Origin of the sequence: Micromonospora sp. WMMD1274, assembly GCF_049179035.1 — a bacterium.
Lineage (GTDB): Bacteria > Actinomycetota > Actinomycetes > Mycobacteriales > Micromonosporaceae > Micromonospora > Micromonospora tulbaghiae.
The window spans coordinates 4700370-4720150 of the sequence record NZ_JBMHMG010000001.1; the positions used below are offsets into that span (position 1 = coordinate 4700370).

A 19781-nucleotide genomic window follows, 5' to 3' on the forward strand; every position below is an offset into this window, starting at 1 on the left:
TCGTGACGGCACGGAGCGAAGCGGAGTGCCGGCATGACCGACCTGACGAAGCTGACCGCCGTTGAGATCGCCGGGCTGGTGGCGAGCGGCGAGACCTCCGCGGTCGAGGTCACCCAGGCCCACCTGGACCGCATCGGCGCCGTCGACGACCGGGTGCACGCGTTCCTGCACGTCGACACCGAGGGGGCGCTCGCCGCCGCCCGGTCCGTGGACGAGCGGCGCGCCGCCGGTGAGGAACTGGGCCCGCTCGCCGGTGTGCCGGTCGCCGTGAAGGACGTCCTGACCACCAAGGGCGTGCCGACCACCGTCGGGTCGAAGATCCTGGAGGGCTGGCGCCCGCCGTACGACTCGACGATCGTCGAGCGGCTGCGCGCGGCCGGCACGGTGATGCTCGGCAAGACGAACATGGACGAGTTCGCGATGGGCTCCTCCACGGAATACTCGGCGTACGGTCCGACCCGTAACCCGTGGGACACCGACCGGATCCCGGGCGGCTCCGGCGGCGGCAGCGCGGCGGCGCTGGCCGCGTACGAGGCGCCGCTGTCGATCGGCTCGGACACCGGCGGCTCGATCCGCCAGCCCGGAGCGGTCACCGGCACCGTCGGCGCGAAGCCCACCTACGGCGGCACCTCCCGCTACGGCCTGGTCGCGTTCTCCTCGTCGCTGGACACGCCCGGCCCGTGCGCGCGTACCGTGCTCGACGCCGCGTTGCTGCACGAGGCGATCGGCGGTCACGACCCGCGCGACTCCACCTCGATCCCGGCCCCGGTGCCGGACGTGGTGGCCGCGGCGCGGCGCGGCGCCACCGGCGACCTGACCGGCGTGAAGCTCGGCGTGGTCACCGAGTTCACCGGTGAGGGCGCGGAGCCGGGCGTGATGGCCGCGTTCCGCGAGTCGGCCGAGGCGCTGGCGAAGCTGGGCGCCGAGATCGTCGAGATCTCCTGCCCGCACTTCAAGTACGCGCTGCCGGCCTACTACCTGATCGCGCCGAGCGAGTGCTCCTCCAACCTGGCCCGGTTCGACGGCGTCCGGTTCGGCCTGCGGGTCGGCGACGACGGCAACCGGTCGCTGGAGGAGGTCATGTCGCTGACCCGCGAGGCCGGCTTCGGCCCCGAGGTCAAGCGCCGCATCATGATCGGCACGTACGCGCTCTCGTCGGGTTACTACGACGCCTACTACGGTCAGGCGCAGAAGGTCCGCACCCTGATCACGCGGGACTTCACCAGCGCGTTCGAGCAGGTCGACGCGCTGATCTCGCCGACCACGCCGTTCGTGGCGTTCCCGATCGGGTCGCGTACCGCCGACCCGTACCAGATGTACCTGGCGGACCTGTTCACCATCCCGACGAACCTGTACGGCGGCCCGGCCATCTCGGTGCCGTGCGGCCTGTCCGAGGGGCTCCCGGTCGGCTTCCAGATCATGGCGCCGACCATGGCCGACGACCGGATGTACCGGGTCGCCGCCGCGCTGGAGAGCGCCGTCGGCACGCTCACCCCGCCGACGCTCTGAACCCGGGGGTACGGAGGCGCTCGCCCGCCTCCGTACCGGGAAACGTCCCGCGCCCGGTGCGGTCACCACGACCGCGCCGGGCGCGGCTGTCGTCGTGGCGACACGGTGATCACCGATCAGTGGATTGCCCGGGGTCGCTGGCACTGGTCGAATAAACTCCGAGTCTGCTGGATCGACTGGACTGTGGCCCGCTGGCGGACGCGAGCGGTTCCGACCGAGAGCTGGATGTGCGATGGGGACACTTCGCCCGGTCATGGCCCTGACGATGGTTGCCGCTCTGCTGCTGGGCGCCGCGCAACCGGCCACCGCGCAACCGGCCACCGCCGCCACCGAGGCCGTCACCATCACCTCGGGCAAGCCCCGGTCGGTCATGGTCATCGGGCAGGTCTACGCGATCCACACCGTCGAGGCGAGCGGTGGCACCGGGCCGTACCGGTTGTCGGTGGTCTCGGGCGCTCTGCCGCCGGGCATGCTCGTGGTGGGGAACTCGCTCGGCGGTGCCCCCACGACGCCTGGCACCTACACCTTCACGCTGCGGATGACCGACCAGAACGACCTCTTCGACGAGCAGACGGCAACAGTCGAGGTACGCGAACCGAAGGTGGTCATCACGTCGGGCAAGCCCCGGTCGCCCCTGTACCTCGGGCGGGTGTACGGGATCCACACCGTCGAGGCGAGCGGTGGCACCGGGCCGTACCGGTTGTCGGTGGTCTCGGGCGCTCTGCCGCCGGGGATGCTCGTGGTGGGGACGTCGCTCGGCGGCGCGCCGACCATCCCTGGCACGTACACGTTCACGCTGCGGATGACCGACAAGAACGACCGCTTCGACGAGCAGAACGCCACAGTCGTCGTCGCCGAGGCGGCGACCGCGTTCACCTCCGGCGAACCGCCCGCCGGCACCGTCGGTAAGCCCTACTCCTTCCGGTTCACCGCCGACGGCGACTCGGACATCGCGTTCGCACTGGCCGCCGGGGCCCTGCCGGACGGCCTCACCCTCGACGAGGAGGGCCGGCTCCGCGGCACCCCGACCAGCGCCGGCACGTTCGCCTTCACCGTCGCGGCGAAGGGGTACAGCACCAGCGCCACGAAGCAGGTGTCGCTGACCGTCGCCGCCCCGGCCCCGGGCACCCCCACGGCGACCCCGGCCGACCCCACGGCCACGCCGACGCCGGCCGACCCGACGGCGACGCCGACGCCGAGCGATCCGGCCGCCACGCCGTCGGAGAGCAGCACCGCGGCGCCCCAGCCGACGCCGTCGCCGTCGAAGGTGAGCGGCGCGTGGCTGCCGATCACCGGGCCGGGTTCGCCGCTCGTCCTGCTGCTGTTGAGCGTCGTGGCCTTCTCCGTCGGCGGCATCCTGCTCGTGCTGGCCTACAACCGTCGGCGGAGTTTCACCACGCCCGAGTGACGCCCGGCCCGGGCCCGGTCGTCGTTCTGGGGTGTTCCGCCGGCGTCAGGTAGCGGCGCGCCTCCCGGAGGCCGCGCCACCGCAGCCACGCCGTGCCCGACCACAACGCGAGGAGCACACCGGCGGCCAGCCGGGTGGACCACCGGGGGCCGCCGACGAGCGGCAACGTCTGCAGCGCCGCCAATCCCAGATAGAGCCACAGATGCCATCGCTGGCCGAGCCGGCGGCGGGCCTCCCGGCGGGCGGCGGCGTCCACGGCCGGGTCGGTGGTCCGGCCCGCGCGCAGAGCGTCCCGCACGGCTACGGTCGGGCTCGCAGCGGAGGTACGCATCCGCGGCACCAGCCGCCGGCCGAGCAGCAGCGCCGCGCCGGCACCGACGAGTGCGGGCACGGCCGTGACGAGGAACAGGCCCACCACGTCCTGGAAGTCACGCTCGCCTTCGGTTGCCCACATACCGACCGCCAGGGCGGGCACGCCGAGGGCCACCGCCCCGGCCACCAGCACCGCGCCCGTCGTCACGGGGCCCCTGCTCCCTTGGTCCTCCCGTCCTCGGTCCGGCGCGTTCACCGCCCTGGTCCGGCCACCCCGTGCCGTCGAGCCGTCCCCCGTATTCGTCATCGTCGAGACGTACCCTCGGGTTGGTCGTGCCATGCCGGCGCGGCGGCCCGCCGTGCGGTGATCTCGAAGCCCGACAGCGGGGTGGCCGGGCCAGCCGATTAGGCTGGAACGGTTCTGTCCGGATCGCGCCTGGAGCTCAGATGACGACGACACTGCCCGCGTACGACGAGGTCGTCGCGCGCTTCGAACCGGTGATCGGCCTGGAGACCCACGTCGAGCTGGGCACGAACACCAAGATGTGGTGCGGCTGCCCGACCGACTTCGGCGGCGAGCCGAACACCCGGGTCTGCCCGGTCTGCCTCGGCCTGCCCGGCTCGCTGCCGGTGGCGAACAAGGCCGCCATCGAGGCGACCATCCGGATCGGGCTGGCGCTGAACTGCTCGATCGCGCAGTGGTGCCGGTTCGCCCGGAAGAACTACTTCTACCCGGACATGCCGAAGAACTTCCAGATCAGCCAGTACGACGAGCCGCTGTGCTTCGACGGCTACCTGGACGTCGAGGTCAACGGCGAGCTGGTGCGCATCGGCATCGAGCGGGTGCACCTGGAGGAGGACACCGGCAAGACGCTGCACGTCGGCGGCGCCACCGGCCGCATCCACGGCGCCACCGAGTCGCTCGTCGACTACAACCGGGCCGGCATCCCGCTCGTCGAGATCGTCACCAAGCCCATCCCAGGCACCGGCGCGCTCGCGCCCGAGGTCGCCCGCGCGTACGTCGCCGAGCTGCGTGACGTGATCCGCTCGCTCGGCGTCTCCGACGTGCGGATGGAGGAGGGGTCGCTGCGCTGCGACGTCAACACGTCGCTGAACCGGCCGGGCGAGGAGTGGGGCACCCGCACCGAGACCAAGAACGTCAACTCGCTGCGCTCGGTCGAGCGGGCGGTGCGCTCGGAGATGCTGCGCCAGGCGTCGGTGCTGGAGGCCGGCGGCCGGATCACGCAGGAGACCCGGCACTTCCACGAGGACACCGGCGACACCACGCCGGGCCGGTCCAAGGAGACCGCCACCGACTACCGGTACTTCCCGGAGCCGGACCTGGTGCCGCTGGCCCCGGACACCGCGTGGGTGGCCGAGCTGAAGGCCGCCCTGCCGGAGCTGCCGCGGCTGCGCCGCAAGCGGATCCAGCAGGAGTGGGGCCTGTCCGACCTCGACATGCAGTCGGTGGTCAACGCCGGCGCGGTCGAGCTGATCGAGGCGACGGTGGCCGCGGGCGCCACCCCGGCCGCCGCCCGCAAGTGGTGGCTGGGCGAGCTGTCCCGCCGCGCCAACGAGACCGGCGTGGAGCTGGCCGACGTGGGCGCCACCCCGGCCCAGGTCGCCGAGCTCCAGGGCCTGGTCGACGCCGGCAAACTCAACGACAAGCTGGCCCGTACCGTGCTGGAGGGCGTGGTGGCCGGCGAGGGCTCGCCGACCGAGATCATGACCAACCGCAACCTGGAGGTCGTCTCGGACACCGGCGCGCTCACCGCCGCCGTGGACGAGGCGATCGCAGCCAACCCGGACGTCGCCGACAAGGTCCGCAGCGGCAAGGTCGCGGCGGCCGGCGCGCTCGTCGGCGCGGTCATGAAGACCACCCGTGGCCAGGCGGACGCGAAGACCGTCCGCGAGCTGATCCTGGCGCGCCTCGGCGCCTGATCCGGTCGTGTGGGCCCTTTCCCGGCAGGGGAGGGGCCCTTCGTCCGCTCCTCACCCCGCAGAGGGCGTCAACGGCGACGCCCGGATGGAGTCACCGTGAACCAGCACGACCTCGACGTCCTCGACGAGATCCAGCGCCGGGTGCTCTGGCTCGCCACCCGCATCGTCGACGCGGCCAACCACGACCGCGACACCGGTGACGGGGTGAAGGTCGGCGGCCACCAGGCGTCCAGCGCCTCCCTCGTCACCGCGATGACCGCGCTCTGGTTCCATCACCTGGACGCCGAGGACCGGGTGGCGGTGAAGCCGCACGCCTCGCCGGTGTTCCACGCGATCCAGTACCTGCTGGGCAACCTCGACAAGTCGTACCTGCCGAAGCTGCGGGCACGCGGCGGGCTCCAGTCGTACGCGTCGCGCACCAAGGACCCGGACGAGGTGGACTTCTCCACCGGCTCGGTCGGCCTGGGCGCGGCCGCGCCGCTGTTCGCCGCCGTCACCCGCCGCTACGTCGACGCGCACTTCGGCCCGCGCCCGCACTCCCGGTTCGTCGCCATCATCGGCGACGCCGAGCTGGACGAGGGCAACATCTGGGAGGCGGTCGCCGACCCGGCCACCACCGGGCTCGGCAACGTGATGTGGCTCGTCGACTTCAATCGCCAGTCGCTGGACCGGGTCGTCCCCGGCATCCGGATCAACCAGTGGCGCGGCCAGTTCGAGGCGGCCGGCTGGCACGTCGTGGAGGTCAAGTACGGCCGGAAGCTCGCCGAGGCGTACGCCCGGCCGGGCGGCGCGGCGCTGCGCGACTGGATCGACCGGATGCCCAACGAGCAGTACCAGTCGCTGTTCGGACTGGCCGGCCCGGCGCTGCGCAAGCAGTTCCTGGACGGCGCGCCGGCCGAGGTGGCCGCGTTCGTCGCCGACATCGGCGACGACGAGCTGGGTCCGCTCGTCACCGACCTGGGCGGGCACGACGCGCAGGCCATGCTCGACGCGTACGCCCAGTGCGACGCGATCACCGACCGGCCCAGCGTCGTGTTCGCGTACACGGTCAAGGGCTGGGGTCTGCCGATCGCCGGCAACCCGCGCAACCACTCGGCGCTGCTCACCACCGACCAGGTCGACGCGCTGCGCGCCGCGCAGGGCCTCACCGCCGAGACCGAGTGGGACCGCCTCGACCCGGCGTCCCCGGCCGGCATCCGGGCCGGCGAGCGCCGGGAGGCGCTGTCCCGCCCGCCGCGCGAGCGGGCGCTGGGCGTCACCGTTCCGGAGACCACGCGGGTACGCGCGAACAAGCCGGTCTCCACCCAGGAGGTCTTCGGCCGGGTGCTCGTCGACCTGGCCCGCGATCCGCAGGTGGCGCCCTACCTGGTGACCACCGCGCCGGACGTGGCCACCTCGACGAACCTGGCCGGGTTCATCAACAAGACGGGCGTCTTCGCCCCGACCGAGCAGCGGTCCTGGACCGAGGACCGGATGCTGCGCTGGACCGAAAGCCCTGCCGGGCAGCACATCGAGCTGGGCATCTCGGAGATGAACCTGTTCCTGCTGCTGGGCCAGCTCGGCCTGTCGTGGGACCTGTCCGGCCAGCCGCTGCTGCCCGTGGGCACCGTCTACGACCCGTTCGTGCTGCGCGGTCTCGACGCGTTCCTCTACGGCACGTACTCCGGCTCGCGGTTCGTGGTGGCGGGCACCCCGTCCGGCATCACGCTGGCCCCCGAGGGCGGGGCGCACCAGTCCACCATCACCGCCTCGGTCGGCCTGGAGCTGCCCGGGGTGACGTTCCTGGAGCCCGCGTACGCCGGCAGCCTCGACTGGCTGCTCTGCGACGCGCTGGGGCAGATCGCGGGTGGCTCCGCTCCGGCCGCGACCGCCGCGCCGGCCGAGGACGGGGCGTACTACTTCCGGCTCAGCACCCGGCCGATCGACCAGGCGCCGTTCGAGGCGGCCCGGGCGCGACTCGGGGACGCCGTGCTGCGGCGGCAGGTGGTGGCCGGGGCGTACCGGCTCGTCGACGCGCACCAGGCGTACCCCGATCTGGCTGACGCCCCGGTCGTGCAGCTCGCCGCCTCCGGCGCGGTGCTGCCGGAGGTGCTCGCGGCCGCCGCGGAGCTGGCGGAGGAGGGCGTGGCCGCGCACGTGGTGGACGTGACCAGCCTGGACCGGCTGTACCGCGCGTGGCAGCGGACGCTGCGCCAGGGCGTGCGGACCGCTACCGTGCCGAGCGTGCCCGGCGCGCTGCGGTCGGCGTTCGCCGACCGGGTGCCGGTGGTCACCGTGCACGACGCCGCCTCGCACGCGATGGCCTGGCTCGGATCGGCGGTCGGCGCGCCGGCGGTGCCGCTCGGCGTGGACGAGTTCGGCCAGTCCGGCAGCGTCCGGGAGCTTTACGAGCTGCACGACCTCCTGCCCGGCAGCATCGTCAACGCCGCGCTGGCCGCGATCGCGCTGCGCTGACGCGCCTGCGTCGCGCTGACCGCACCGCGCCCCAGTTGCCCTGACCGCACCGCGTCACGGGGCCGGCCGGACCTTCCGGGCGGCCCCTCGCGCCGCGGTGAGGTCCGGCCTCCGTGCGCGCGCCTCGGCCGCTCGCTCGCCGGCCTCACGGCGCTCTCGGGCCGGTCCGTCCTGCCCTCGGGCACTCGGCCCCGGTGCGTGCTGCGACCGGACTGTCCCGGCTCGACTCCGGCATGGCGGTCCGCGTCCTGGTCGATCCTGGACGATTTGTCTAACGGAACGTAACCGCTGAGGTGGTTGCGGGGAGTAACTGCCTCTGGCAGCCGAAGCTGTTGCCTCTCGGCCCCTTTGCTCTGCAGCCATATCCGCAGCACCGCTCTTGAGCTGGGGTGGGGCGGTCCGCGCCGCTGCTCTGCAGCCACCCGCGCGGTTACTCTCGGTGCCTGCTGCGCCGATGGGTGCAGAGCAAAGGCGGCGGCGGGGTATCCCGGCGCCGCACGGATTTGTTACGCGGAGTGACCGGATGTCACGCGTGGCGAGCGGTCAAGCGCCACGTGAGGGACCGCCAGAAGCAGCGAAGAATGGACGCAGGTGCGGGACGGTCAGCTCGTCGGGGTGGGGCTCAGGGTCGTCGTACCCGGTGACGGCGACTCCGAGGGGCCGCGGGTGGGCGTCGGGGTGACCGGCACCTGGTCGCCCTTGGCCGGGTCGCGGATGACGTGCCGTTCCAGGTTGACCTGCGACTGCCCGGTGCCGCCCACGGTGATCTCGTCGTACGCCTGGAGCAGCTTCTGCTGGTCGAAGTAGAGCACCGTCATGGTCAGCGGGGTCGGCTTCTCGCCCTCCAGACCGCGCAGCCCGGCCCCACCGGTCGAGCCCTGCACCATCAGCGTGGTCGGCTGCTTGCCCTCGACCTGCGGCAGCTTCGACACCTGCCGGGAGTGCGTGTGCCCGGAGAGCACCAGCGGGCAGGTGCCGGAGAGCGGGCCGGCCGAGGCGGGGTCGTGGATGAGCGCGATGTCGACCTTGCGCGGCGACTTCTGGATCGTGCCGGCGAGCTGTTCGCCGGCGCCGATCACCTGGTCGGCGACGGCCGAGGTGAGGCCGCTGCCGGCCGGCGAGGTCTCCTTGTCCGGCGTGAAGCGGGGGTCGCCGATGCCGGCGATGGTCAGGCCGCCCACCGTCGTGACCGAGTTGTTCAGCACGATCGCGTTCGGCTGCTGCGCCACGGCGGCGGCGGTGCGCGGCGAGTCGTGGTTGCCGCGGATGAACACGTACGGCTTCTTGAGCAGGCCGATCGAGCCGACGAACGACGCCTCCGGCTCGCTGCCCCAGTCGGTCATGTCGCCGGTGTCGACCACCACGTCGATGCCGAACTGCTCGACCACGGTACGGATCAGCTGCCACCCGGTCGGGTTGAGGTGGATGTCCGACACGTGCAGCACCCGGGTGGTGCCGGGCGACGGCTGCACCACGGGCAGGGCGGAGACCGTGGTGTAGAGCTTGCTGACGTTGCCGACCAGCCGTTGGAGCTGCTCGGCGTACTTGGTGTAGTCGTTCGCGATCCGCCGCGCGTCACCGACGATCGCGGGCGCGTTGACCAGCAGGCCCTCGTACCGTGGCTCCTCGATCGCCTGCGGGCGCAGGGTGCTCGCGGCCATGCCGAGGCTGCCGGCGGTCACGACGAGCGCCAGGCCGCCGGCCCAGGCGGTACGCCGGACGTCCCGGAAGACGAGCGCGGCCAGCAGCAACGTGGCCAGCACGGCCGAGGCGAGCGTACGCAGCCCGAGCCGCATCACGCCGTCGCGGACGTCCTGGACGGCCGACTGGCTGGCCCGGCTGATGCTGGCCGGGTCGTCGATGAGCGCCTCGGTGCGCCCCTGGTCCAGCGAGCCCACCTCGACGGTGAGGTACGCCGGGCCGTCGTGGCTGTCCAGCAGCAGCGCGCCCAGCGGCGGGATGTCGACGGTGGTGCCGCCGGACAGCGACGGGCTGAGCTTCAGCTCGGCCCGGAACGGGCCGATGTCGGTGCCGACGTGGCCGCCCGCGTACGTGCCGACCACTATGCCGCCGAGCGTGACCGCGAGGACAGCCAGCACGACACCCAGCCGACGCAGCCGGTCACCGGGCCGCCACGCCGCCCAGCGGCGGGCGCGCCCGCGCTCCGGAGACGTCTCGTCCCCGGTGCGGTGCTGTTCGTTCTCGTGGCCGTCCATGCTGAGATCCTGACCTGCCCCTTGAGCGATCTTGACAAACCCGGTGGGCCGGATCAGCTCCGGCCGGCGCCCCCGTCGGCGAAGACGAGTCGCAGGATGCGGTCGTCCTCGGCGGTGGGCGTACCCCGCCCGTCGCGGTTCGAGGTGCTCACCCAGAGCGAGCCGTCCGGCGCCGCCGCGACGGCCCGTAGCCGACCGTACCGGCCGGTGAGCAGGTCGCGGGGCTGACCGAGGACGGTGCCGTTGCCGGCCAGCTCGACCAGCCACAGTCGCTGGCCGCGCAGGCAGGCGGCGACGAGCAGACGGTCCGCCGCCGCCAGGCCGGAACAGGAGGCGTCACCGGTGGGCCACTGCGTGATCGGGTTCACGTAGCGCTTGTCGTCGCCGCGCCCCTCCACCCGGGGCCACCCGTAGTTGCCGCCCTTGTTGATCTGGTTGATCTCGTCCCAGGTGTTCTGGCCGAACTCCACCGCGTACATCTTCTTGTCCGGCGTCCAGGCGAAGCCCTGGACGTTGCGGTGACCGGTCGACCAGACCGGCGACCCGGCGGTGGGGTTGCCCGGCGCCGGCTTGCCGTCCGGCGTGATCCGCAGGATCTTGCCGCCGAGACTCTTGGCGTCCTGGGCGTTCTCGGTGCGCCCGGCGTCGCCGGTGCTCGCGTAGAGGTGGCCGTCCGGGCCGAAGCCCAGCCCGCCGCCGTTGTGCGTGCCGGACTTCGGGATGCCGGTCAGGATCGGCTTCGGCGCCTGCCCGAGCTGCATCTTCGCGATCCGGTTGTCGTCCTCGGCCGTGTAGTAGACGAAGACCGTGCGGTCCCGGGCGTACGCGGGAGAGACCGCGATGCCCAGCAGGCCGCCCTCGCCACCGGCGGCCACGTCGGGCACTGTCTGCACCGGCCGGACGGCCAGCCCGTCCGGGCCGGACTCCGGGCCGACCTGGAGGATCCGTCCCTCGTCCCGCTCGGTCACCAGCGCCCCGCCGTCGGGCAGGAACGCGATGCCCCACGGCACCTCCAGGCCCTTGGCCAGCACGGTGGCGACCACCTGCTGGCCGGCCCCGCCGGGACTCGCGGTGCCGGACGGCGTCGGCAGGTTGGGCGGCGCGCCCGCCGGGTCCGGCTCGGGCTCGCCGAGGGCGCAGCCGGCGGTGCCCAGCAACAGCGCCGCGCAGGACGCCGCCAGCGCCGTCCGGAGGCGGCGGACACGGGGGTACGCAAGACGCGGGCTCACCCGCCCCAGCCTAGCCGGGCGGACCCGCGAACCGGGCACGTCACGCGTACGCCTGCCCGCGTCCGGCCGTTCGGGGGAGTGCCGGTTCAACCGGCCCGCAGCGCGAGCAGGGCCACGTCGTCCTCCCACTGGTGCGCGGCGGCGAGCAGCCGGTCGCAGAGCAGGTCCAGCGGTACGCCCGGCCCGCCGGCCCGGAGGTGGGCGAGCAGATCGGCCTGGCCCTCGTCGATCGGCTGGTCCCGGCGCTCGATCAGCCCGTCGGTGTGCAGCAGCAGCGTGTCGCCGGGGGCGAGGGTCAGCGTCCGGCCGGCGCGCCGGGGCGGCCGGGCCAGGCCGAGCAGCGGTCCGCGACCGTCGGCCACCGAGACAGTGCCGTCGGCCCGCACCAGCAACGGCGGCGGGTGTCCCGCGTTGCACCAGGAGACCGCCAGCCCGTCGGCGGCCGGGCGCACCCGGGCCAGCACGGCGGTGGCGACGGTGGGCACCCGCAGCCCGCCCATGGCCCGGTCGAGGTGGGCCATCAGATCCTCCACCGGATCGTCCCGCCCGTACGCGTTGCCCCGCACCAGGTTGCGCAACTGGCCCATGGTGGCCGCCGCCTCGATGTCGTGCCCGGCGACGTCGCCGATCGCGGCGATCAGCTCGCCGTCCGGCTGGACGAAGGCGTCGTACCAGTCGCCGCCCACCTCCACCCGGTCGGCGGCCGGCAGGTAGCGGGCGGCCAGCTCGATCCCCGGCACGGCCGGCAGGGCGGGCAGCATGCTGTGCTGGAGCACCTCGGCGACGTGGCGCTGCTCGCCGTAGAGGCGGCTGTTGCCGACCGCCTGTCCGGCACGTACCCCGATGTCCTGCGCGGTGCGCAGGTCGCTCGCGTCGAAACCGCGCCGCCCCTCACGGTTGACCAGCGTGACGGCCCCGATCACCCGGTCCCCGGCGGCGGTGATCGGCACGGTCAGGTGGGAACCGACGCCGAGCCGGTCGGCGAGCGGCACCAGGTCCGGGTGCGTGGTGCCGCGCGCCACGTCGTCCAGGCCGGCCACGGCGCGCACCGCCGGCCGTCCGGTACGCAGCACCGACCGGATCTGCGACTCCGCGCTGAGCCCGGTGGTCAGCAGCTCGGCGAAGCGGGCCAGGTCGGCCTCGCGTTCGGCGTCCCGGTGCACGCCGGTGACCGTGCGCGGCCGGCCGGCCGGGTCGACGAGCGTGACCAGGCACCAGTCGGCGAGCAGCGGCACCATCGCGTGCCCGAGCCGGGCGACGGCAGTGGCCACGTCGAGCGTGCCGCCGAGCATCTCGCTCATCCCGGCCAGCATGGCGAGCCGGTCGTGCGCCTCCTCCGCGCGGCGGCGGGCCTGCTCGGCGCCCCGGACCGCGATGCGCAGCCGCAGCTCCGAGGAACACGCGGCGGCCAGGTCCGCGAGCGTGCGCAGCTGCTCCTTGCTCCAGGCCCGGGGCTTGCTGTCGATCGCGCAGAGCGAGCCGAGCACCCGCCCGTCCAGGTCGGTCAGCGGCATGCCCGCGTACGCGACCACGCCCAGGTCCTCGATGGCCAGGTTGAGGCGCACCCGGGGGTAGAGGCGGGCGTCGGGCAGCACCAGCGGCATCTCGATGTCGACGACGTGCTGGCAGAACGAGTGGCTCAGCGGCGTCTCCCGGCGTGCCGCCCACGGCTCTGGCAGGCCGGTGGCCCCGGGGAAGAACTGGCGCTCGGCGTCCACCAGGGAGACGAGTGCGACAGGCACGTCCAGCAGGTCGCCGACCAGACGCGCGAACCTGTCGAACGCCTCGTCCGGTACGGCGTCGAGCCGCGTCTCGTCGAGTGAACGTAACCGGTCGGGGTCGGCGAGCGCCGGAATCGGCACGGACACCCGTCCCCGGCCGTGCTCGCTCATCGCCACCGTCCTCAGGAAGCGGAACACCCGACCGGCGTCCCGCACTCGGTTATACCCCGCCGGACCGTCACTCCATTCCCGGCGCGGTGTTCGTCACGGGTCACGCCGCGCCGGCCGGTCCGGGCCGATATCGTCGGCGGTCGTGAAGGCATGGATCCCGCACCCCGAGGGCCGTCGGCTGCTCGGCGAGCTACCGCCCGGCGTCACCGTGGAGCTGCTGGACGACCCGCGGCGGCTCCCGTCGTCCCCGGTCGGTGTGCGGTTCTGGGTGCCGCCGTTCCTGTCCGGCCCGGACGCGGGGGCGCTCCTGGCCGAGCTGCCCGACGTCGAGGTGGTGCAACTGCTCTCCGCCGGGGCGGACGCCTGGGTGGGACGGATCCCCGACGGCGTGACGCTCTGTGACGCCCGGGGCGTGCACGACTCGCCCACCGCCGAATGGGTGGTCGCCGCGATCCTCTCCTCGCTGCGCGGGTTCGCGCCGCTGGCCCGTGCCCAGGCGCGGCGCGAGTGGGCGTACGACGAGGTGGCGCCCACCGACGAGCTGGCCGGCAAGCGGGTGCTGATCGTCGGCGCCGGCTCGATCGGCACCGCGGTACGCGACCGGCTCGCCCCGTTCGAGGTGAGCTTCACGCTCGTGGCCCGTACGCCGCGACCCGACCAGGGCGTGCACGGGGTGGACGAGTTGCCCGCGCTGCTGCCCGAGGCGGACGTGGTGGTCCTCCTGGTGCCGCTGACCGAGCAGACCCGGGGCATGGTCGACGAGCGCTTCCTCGCCGCGATGCCTGACGGCGCGCTGCTCGTCAACGCCGCCCGCGGGCCGGTGGCGCGTACCTCGGCGCTTGTGGCCGAGCTGACCTCGGGCCGCCTGCGCGCGGCGATGGACGTCACCGACCCGGAGCCGCTGCCCGCCGACCATCCCCTGTGGGAGCTGCCGAACGTGTTGCTCACCCCGCACGTCGCCGGCTCGGTACGCGGGCTGCTGCCCCGCGCGTACCGCCTGGTGGGCGAGCAGTTGCGCCGGTACGTGGCCGGGAAGGAGCTGACGAACCGGGTGGTCGACGGCTACTGATCGCCGGCGGTGCCGGAGAGCTCCTGGCCGGTGACGGCGACCAACTGGGGCAGGTCGGTGGCGCGTACCGCCGGCAGCACCACGACCTCGCCGTCGTCGAGCCGGGCCACCGCCCGGCCCCGGGCGTCACCGGCGAGTTCGGCGACCCGGTTCCACGGCACCCGGCGCTGCCCGACGAGCGCCCGCAGCCGCAGCTCCCTGGCGTCGGCGTCGGTGCCGGCCCGCCACGCCCAGACCGCGACGGCGAGCGGTACGAGCAGCACCCAGAGCAGCCACCAGCGGGCGGAGGCCAGCGGCAGCGCGCCGATGAAGGCGACGATCGCGGCGACCAGGATGGCCTGGTTGTGACGGAAACGGACGGTATCGGCGCGGCTCACCCCCCGATGATCCCATCCGGCCAGCTCACCCCACCCCGCGGGCGTCCCCACCCCAACCGACCGCGCCGAGATCTTGGTACGGCTCCGCCCTTCCTGGGGCGGTTCGGTACCAAGATCTCGTGCCGGGAGACGCGGCGGCGTCGATCTTGAACGGGATCCGTCGCGATGGCGTCTATTGATGTGACGGACGTCACTGGTGCGGTGACGTCACCGGACGCTTCCGGGATCGTTTCTAGGCGTGGCCGCAGCGGTCCCCGCCGATGCGTCCCGCCCCGCCCCGACCCCGCACGTCGTACCGCGTACCGCAACCGCACCGCCCCCGTGCCCCCTCACGAAGGCGACCGCCGTGCCCGTCCCCCCTCCCGCCGCTCCTCGCCGGCGACCAGTCCTGCCCGATGTCGTCGTGTCGCTCGCCGGCGCGGCCTTCCTCCTCGCCGGTGTCGCCGGTGTCCTGCCCGGCCCCGCCGCGGCCGCACTCGCCGTCGCCGGCGGCTTCGCCCTGGCCTGCGTCCGGCTCGCCTGGCTGGCCGGACCCGGACCGCAGCAGCCCGGACCGCAGCAGGCGCTCGCGTTCCGGTGTCACGCGGGCGAGACGACTGACACCGCCCTGGCGCACGGCGCAACGACGACCGGGCGGCGGGCGCGACGCGCTGCCCTGTCCCGCCGGGTCGCCGCCATCCTCGACAGCGCCGTCCTGGTCGCCGGGCTCACCGTCGCGGTGCTGCCGCTGAGCGACGCCGCCCACCGGCTGCCGGTCGCGCTGGCCGGGCTGTGCCTCACCGGGGCGCTGCACGTGACGGCCCTGTTGCGCCTGCCCGGCCGCTCGCGGCTGTCCGGCCCGGAGCTGGTGCGCCGGACCGTCGACGTGCTCGCGCTCGGCGTCAGCCTGGTCTTCGCGGGCTGGATGCTGCTGCCGGGCGGCCCGGTCCCGGCCGTCGCCGGGGTCGTCGCGGCTGGTGGTGCGGTGGTGCTCGCCGTGCTCGCGGTGGCGGCCGTCGCCGAACGTCGCCGCCGGCCGGGCGCCGCTCGCTGCCACGCCGGGGCGGCGCTGACGCTCGGCGGGCTGACGCTGCTCGTGGTGCTGCTGGCCTACGGCGCGCCGGACCGGGCGCTGCCGCTCGTCGCGGCGCCGCTGGTGGCCGGGGCGCTGCTCACCGCCGCCGGGGCCCGGCGCACCTCGGGCGGTGAACGACCGGGCCGGGACGTGGCGCCGGCCGCCTGGCCCCGCCTCACCGCGCCGGCCGGGATCGCCGCGCTGGCCGCCGGGATCCACCTGGGTACGGCGGGGGAGTTCAGCACCGCCGCGATGGCGCTGGGCCTGGCCGTCATTCCGCCGATCATGATGGGTGAGCTGCTCGCCGCCGCCGACCAGCGCCGCCGGGTGCAGCGGCTCGCGGCCCGCGAGGCGTGGCTGCGGCGCCGCCTCGGACCGGACGCCCGGGCCGCCGAGCCCGTGCCGCTGACGCGCGCGGAGCTGGTCCGGGCGATGGCGGAACGCAGTGGCGGCGCGCTGCTCGTCGTCGACCTGCACGGGGTGGGTGGCGCGGTGCCGGAGGGACCGGTGCTCACCGAGGCCGCGCGCCGGCTGCGGGCGGGCTCCGGGACGCACGATCTGGTGGCCCGGCTCGGCGACACGGAGTACGCCGTCCTCACCGACGCGGGGCCGGTGCTCGCGTACGCGCTCGGCCTGCGGCTGCTGGCGGCGCTGGCCGAGCCGTACCCCCGGCCCGGCGGCGTCGCCCGGCTGGGGGTGAGCGTCGGGCTGGCCGAGACCGGCGGCGGCGATCCGGAGGACGTGCTGCGCCAGGCGGACCTGGCCCGCCGGGCGGTGCAGCTCGGCCGGGACCGGGTCGAGTGGTACGACGCCTACCTGGAGGAGCAGCTGGTCCGCCGGCTGGATCTGGAACGGGAGCTGCCCGGCGCGGTGGCGCGCGGTGAGCTGGACCTGGTCTACCAGCCGGTGGTGGCGCTCGCCGACCGGATGCCGGTGGGTACGGAGGCGCTGCTGCGCTGGCGCAGCCCGGCGCTGGGCACCGTGCTCCCGGCCGAGCTGCTGCCGGTGGCGGCCGACCTCGACCTGACCGGTGAGATCGGGCGGTGGGTGCTGGACCGGGCCTGCCGGCAGCTCGCCGCGTGGTCGGAGGGCGGCCGTGAGCTGTGGATGGCGGTCAACGTGACGCCGCGCGAGCTGGCCGCGCCGGACTTCGTGGCGCGTACCGCGACCGCGCTGGCCGCGTACGACGTGGTGCCGGAACGGCTGGTGGTGGAGGTGGCCGAGCCGGTCGTGGGCGGGGAGCTGTCCACTGTGGTGGCCCGGCTCGCCGGTCTGCGGTCGATCGGCGTGCGGATCGCGCTCGACGACTTCCGGGCCGAGCACGCCTCGCTCGCGCAGCTCCGCCGGCTGCCGATCGACCTGCTCAAGGTGGGGCCGCACCTGGTCGGCCCGGGCGGGGACGGTCAGCGTCCGCTGATCGACGTGGTGGCGAACCTGGCCGACCGCCTCGGCGTGGAGTTGGTGGTCGAGGAGCTGGAGTCGGAAGGGCAGGTGGCGGGCGCGCGGCGGGCCGGCTGCCGGTACGGCCAGGGCTTCGCGCTGGCCCGCCCGGCGACCGCCGAGCGGGTCGAGGCGTGGTTCGAGGAGTACCCGTCCACCGCCCGGTGAGCTGAACCGGTTCAGCGAGCCGTCGTACGAGGTGGGGCGGTGCTGCCGCGCGGCGTCAGGTGCGCCGTCTCGTCCTGCACGACGGCCGCCGGTTCGCCGGCGATCACGGCCAGGAGCTGCCGGGCGGCGTGCGCGCCGTACGCCGGGATGTCCCGGCCCAGCGCGGTCAGCGGCGGGTGCACCAGCCGGCAGAGCGGTGAGTCGTCCCAGGCCACGATGGACAGGTCGCCGGGCACGGTCAGGCCCATCTCCTGGGCCACCGAGAGCCCGGCGATCGCCATCACGTCGTTGTCGTAGATCACCGCGGTCGGGCGCCCGGCGGAGCTGAGCAGCCGGCGGGTGGCCCGCGCGCCCTCCTCGCCGGTGTAGTCGGACCAGACCGTCGCCGCCTCGTCCAGCCCGAGCCGCGCGCACACACCGGTGAACGCCTCGTTGCGGATCTCGGTGTGCAGCAGCGAGGGCAGCCCGCCGACCCGGGCGATGCGCCGGTGGCCGAGCGCGACCAGGTACTCCACCGTCTCGACCAGGGCCGCCGCGTCGTCGGACCAGACGCTCGCCAGGCCGCCGGTGTGCCCGGGGCCGCCGATCACCACGGCCGGCAGTTGCAGTTCCTCCAGCGCCGGCACGCGCCGGTCGTCGGTGCGCAGGTCGCACACGAGCACGCCGTCGACCCGGCGTTCGGCCCACCACCGCCGGTAGACCGCGATCTCGGCCTCCTGGTCGCTGACCACCTGGAGCGTGAGCGCGTACGAGCGGGCCGACAGCTCGGCCTCGACGCCGCTGATCAGCTCCATGAAGAACGGCTCGATGCCGAGTATCCGGGCGGGGCGGCACAGCGCCAGCCCGACCGCCTTGGCGGTGGCGCCGGACAGCGCGCGGGCGGCGCTGCTCGGACGGAACCCGATCTCGGCCGCGATGGCGAGGATGCGCCGGCGGGTCGCTTCGGAGACGCCGGGCTGCCCGTTGAGCGCGTACGACACCGCGCCCTTGGAGACCCCGGCGCGCCGGGCGACGTCGGCGATGGTCGGCCGCTTCACCGGAGCGTTCCTCCACTGTGTCCGGCCCTCGCGGGCGCTTCCGGTCGCCGGATCACCGGCGTCTGGTGACGCTACTGCACGCGTCGCCGGTCCCGGGTGCAGCCGGCTGTGCCGATGGACCGCGGTCGGCCGAAGGCGCTTGTGCGGTTCAGCTTAGATCCCCGGCTCGCCGACGAGCGTCACCAGCGCCCCGGATCTCGGTCGTGAGCGGCGGGGAGGTTACCGGGCGGGTGCATCGGTAACCGACCGTTGACAGTCATGAATGGGGACCGTACGGTGGCGTCACTTATCCGGTTCAGTCAACGTCTCTCGATATTCGGGAGCGTTCCCTTTAGGCGCGGAGGATGAGATGAGACGGTCCTGGACGCACCTGGCGCGCGTGGCCGCCGTCGGTGCCGTCAGCCTGGTCATGGTCGCCGCCTGCAGCGGCAGGAGCACCACCGGCGGCTCGGACTCGGCCGGCGGTCAGGTCACGCTGAAAATCAACTTCTGGGGCGACTTCGGCCTCCAGGACCTCAAGGTCAAGTACGAGGCCGAGCACCCGAACGTCAAGATCCAGCTCAACTCCGGTGAGTACAACGCCCAGCACGAGGACCTGCAGAAGAAGCTGGTCGCGGGCAACGGGGCACCGGACATCGCGGCGATCGACGAGGGCTTCATGGTCCAGTTCCGCAGCCAGTCCGACAAGTTCGTCAACCTGCTCGACAAGGGCGCCGGCTCGTACGAGAGCAAGTACCTGCCCTGGAAGTGGAAGCAGTCGCTGTCGGCCGACGGCAAGACACAGATCGGCCTCGGCACCGACGTCGGCGGCCTGGCCATGTGCTACCGCACCGACCTGTTCAAGGCCGCCGGCCTGCCCACCGAACGCGACCAGGTGTCAGCGCTCTGGCCCACCTGGGACCGGTTCATCGAGGTCGGCCAGCAGTACACCGCCACGACGAAGAAGAAGTTCATCGACGCCGGCACCAACCTGTTCAATCCGATCCTCGGCCAGCAGCCGGTCGGCTTCTACGACGAACAGGACCAGCTCCGGATGGAGCAGGGCCCGAAGGTCGCGTTCGACTACACGGTCAAGGCCGTCGGCGCCGGGCTGTCGGCCAACCTGGTCAGCTTCCAGGCCGACTGGGACAAGGGCTTCACCAGCGGCGCGTTCGCGGTGCTCGCCTGCCCGGCCTGGATGCTCGGCCACATCAAGGACACCGCGCCCGGCACCGAGGGCAAGTGGGACATCGCCGCGGTACCGGGTGGCGGCGGCAACTGGGGCGGCTCGTTCCTGACGCTGCCCAAGCAGGGCAAGAACGTCGACGAGGCGTACAAGCTGCTGACCTGGCTGGTCGCGCCGGAGCAGCAGATCGAGATCTTCAAGAAGGTCGGCAACCTGCCGTCACAGCCGGCGCTCTACGCCGACCCGGCCATCGCCGACTTCAAGAACCCGTTCTTCAACGACGCCCCGGTCGGCCAGATCTTCCCGAAGATGGCGCAGGGCCTCACTCCGCAGTACCTGGGCCGCAAGAACGGCCCGACCCGGGTGGCGGTGGAGAACGTGATCCGGCGGGTGGAGAACAAGTCGCTCAAGTCCGACGCCGCCTGGTCCGAGGCGGTCAAGGAGGCCGAGAAGGCCGCCAAGTCCTGACGTGTCAGCGGTGGCGGGGCGGCCCGGTCCGCCCCGTCGCCG

General features: G+C 73.7%; 13 protein-coding genes. 7 read left to right on the top strand and 6 right to left on the bottom strand.

The genetic code is table 11. The annotated features are described in order from the left end of the window. The first annotated feature begins 33 nt into the window (after positions 1-33). Together gatA and ACN27D_RS22400 are read left to right on the top strand one after the other, a co-directional pair. Positions 34-1509 (top strand): Asp-tRNA(Asn)/Glu-tRNA(Gln) amidotransferase subunit GatA, encoded by a 1476-nt coding sequence (gatA, locus tag ACN27D_RS22395; RefSeq protein ID WP_120571318.1) that lies wholly within the window; start codon positions 34-36, stop codon positions 1507-1509. A 253-nt stretch (positions 1510-1762) separates the two neighbouring features. Continuing rightward, the gene (locus ACN27D_RS22400) at positions 1763-2917 is read left to right on the top strand and encodes a putative Ig domain-containing protein (RefSeq protein ID WP_421499918.1); all 1155 of its coding nucleotides are present in this window, start codon (positions 1763-1765) and stop codon (positions 2915-2917) included. Here the strand turns inward: ACN27D_RS22400 and ACN27D_RS22405 are convergent. After that, complete coding sequence (locus tag ACN27D_RS22405; RefSeq protein WP_421499919.1) at positions 2901-3437, bottom strand: hypothetical protein; 537 nt, start codon at positions 3435-3437, stop codon at positions 2901-2903. The genes ACN27D_RS22400 and ACN27D_RS22405 overlap by 17 nt on opposite strands. A 239-nt stretch (positions 3438-3676) precedes the next feature. On the opposite strand from ACN27D_RS22405, the gene gatB reads away from it, so the two are divergent. Then, positions 3677-5170: an Asp-tRNA(Asn)/Glu-tRNA(Gln) amidotransferase subunit GatB gene (gatB, locus tag ACN27D_RS22410; RefSeq protein WP_252449471.1), complete on the top strand. Its 1494-nt coding sequence runs from the start codon at positions 3677-3679 to the stop codon at positions 5168-5170. 96 nt (positions 5171-5266) lie between these two features. Next, positions 5267-7624 carry a transketolase-like TK C-terminal-containing protein gene (locus ACN27D_RS22415; protein ID WP_421499920.1) on the top strand — a complete coding sequence of 786 codons (2358 nt, stop codon included), beginning with the start codon at positions 5267-5269 and terminating at the stop codon, positions 7622-7624. Between the two features lie 602 nt (positions 7625-8226). Here the strand turns inward: ACN27D_RS22415 and ACN27D_RS22420 are convergent. The 3 genes from ACN27D_RS22420 to ACN27D_RS22430 form a co-directional block, all read right to left on the bottom strand. Next, positions 8227-9840: a metallophosphoesterase family protein gene (locus tag ACN27D_RS22420; RefSeq protein ID WP_121686469.1), complete on the bottom strand. Its 1614-nt coding sequence runs from the start codon at positions 9838-9840 to the stop codon at positions 8227-8229. A gap of 53 nt (positions 9841-9893) precedes the next feature. Further along, positions 9894-11069, bottom strand: coding sequence for a PQQ-dependent sugar dehydrogenase (locus ACN27D_RS22425; RefSeq protein ID WP_421499921.1), 1176 nt, complete (start codon positions 11067-11069; stop codon positions 9894-9896). A gap of 86 nt (positions 11070-11155) precedes the next feature. Further along, positions 11156-12961 (bottom strand): SpoIIE family protein phosphatase, encoded by a 1806-nt coding sequence (locus tag ACN27D_RS22430; protein ID WP_421499922.1) that lies wholly within the window; start codon positions 12959-12961, stop codon positions 11156-11158. 142 nt (positions 12962-13103) lie between these two features. Here ACN27D_RS22430 and ACN27D_RS22435 point away from each other — a divergent pair, with 142 nt between their 5' ends. Continuing rightward, positions 13104-14030: a 2-hydroxyacid dehydrogenase gene (locus ACN27D_RS22435; protein ID WP_421499923.1), complete on the top strand. Its 927-nt coding sequence runs from the start codon at positions 13104-13106 to the stop codon at positions 14028-14030. Here ACN27D_RS22435 and ACN27D_RS22440 read toward each other — a convergent pair. Continuing rightward, positions 14024-14407: a PH domain-containing protein gene (locus ACN27D_RS22440; protein ID WP_358170163.1), complete on the bottom strand. Its 384-nt coding sequence runs from the start codon at positions 14405-14407 to the stop codon at positions 14024-14026. The two genes, ACN27D_RS22435 and ACN27D_RS22440, sit on opposite strands and share 7 nt — an antisense overlap. Before the next feature lie 346 nt (positions 14408-14753). Here ACN27D_RS22440 and ACN27D_RS22445 point away from each other — a divergent pair, with 346 nt between their 5' ends. Further along, the gene (locus ACN27D_RS22445) at positions 14754-17069 is read left to right on the top strand and encodes an EAL domain-containing protein (protein WP_421499924.1); all 2316 of its coding nucleotides are present in this window, start codon (positions 14754-14756) and stop codon (positions 17067-17069) included. Between the two features lie 11 nt (positions 17070-17080). On the opposite strand, the gene ACN27D_RS22450 is transcribed toward ACN27D_RS22445, so the two are convergent. After that, complete coding sequence (locus tag ACN27D_RS22450) at positions 17081-18106, bottom strand: LacI family DNA-binding transcriptional regulator (protein ID WP_421499925.1); 1026 nt, start codon at positions 18104-18106, stop codon at positions 17081-17083. A 349-nt stretch (positions 18107-18455) separates the two neighbouring features. On the opposite strand from ACN27D_RS22450, the gene ACN27D_RS22455 reads away from it, so the two are divergent. Continuing rightward, a complete protein-coding gene (locus ACN27D_RS22455) occupies positions 18456-19739 on the top strand; it encodes an ABC transporter substrate-binding protein (RefSeq protein WP_421499926.1) in 1284 nt (427 codons plus the stop codon). Positions 19740-19781: the final 42 nt, after the last annotated feature.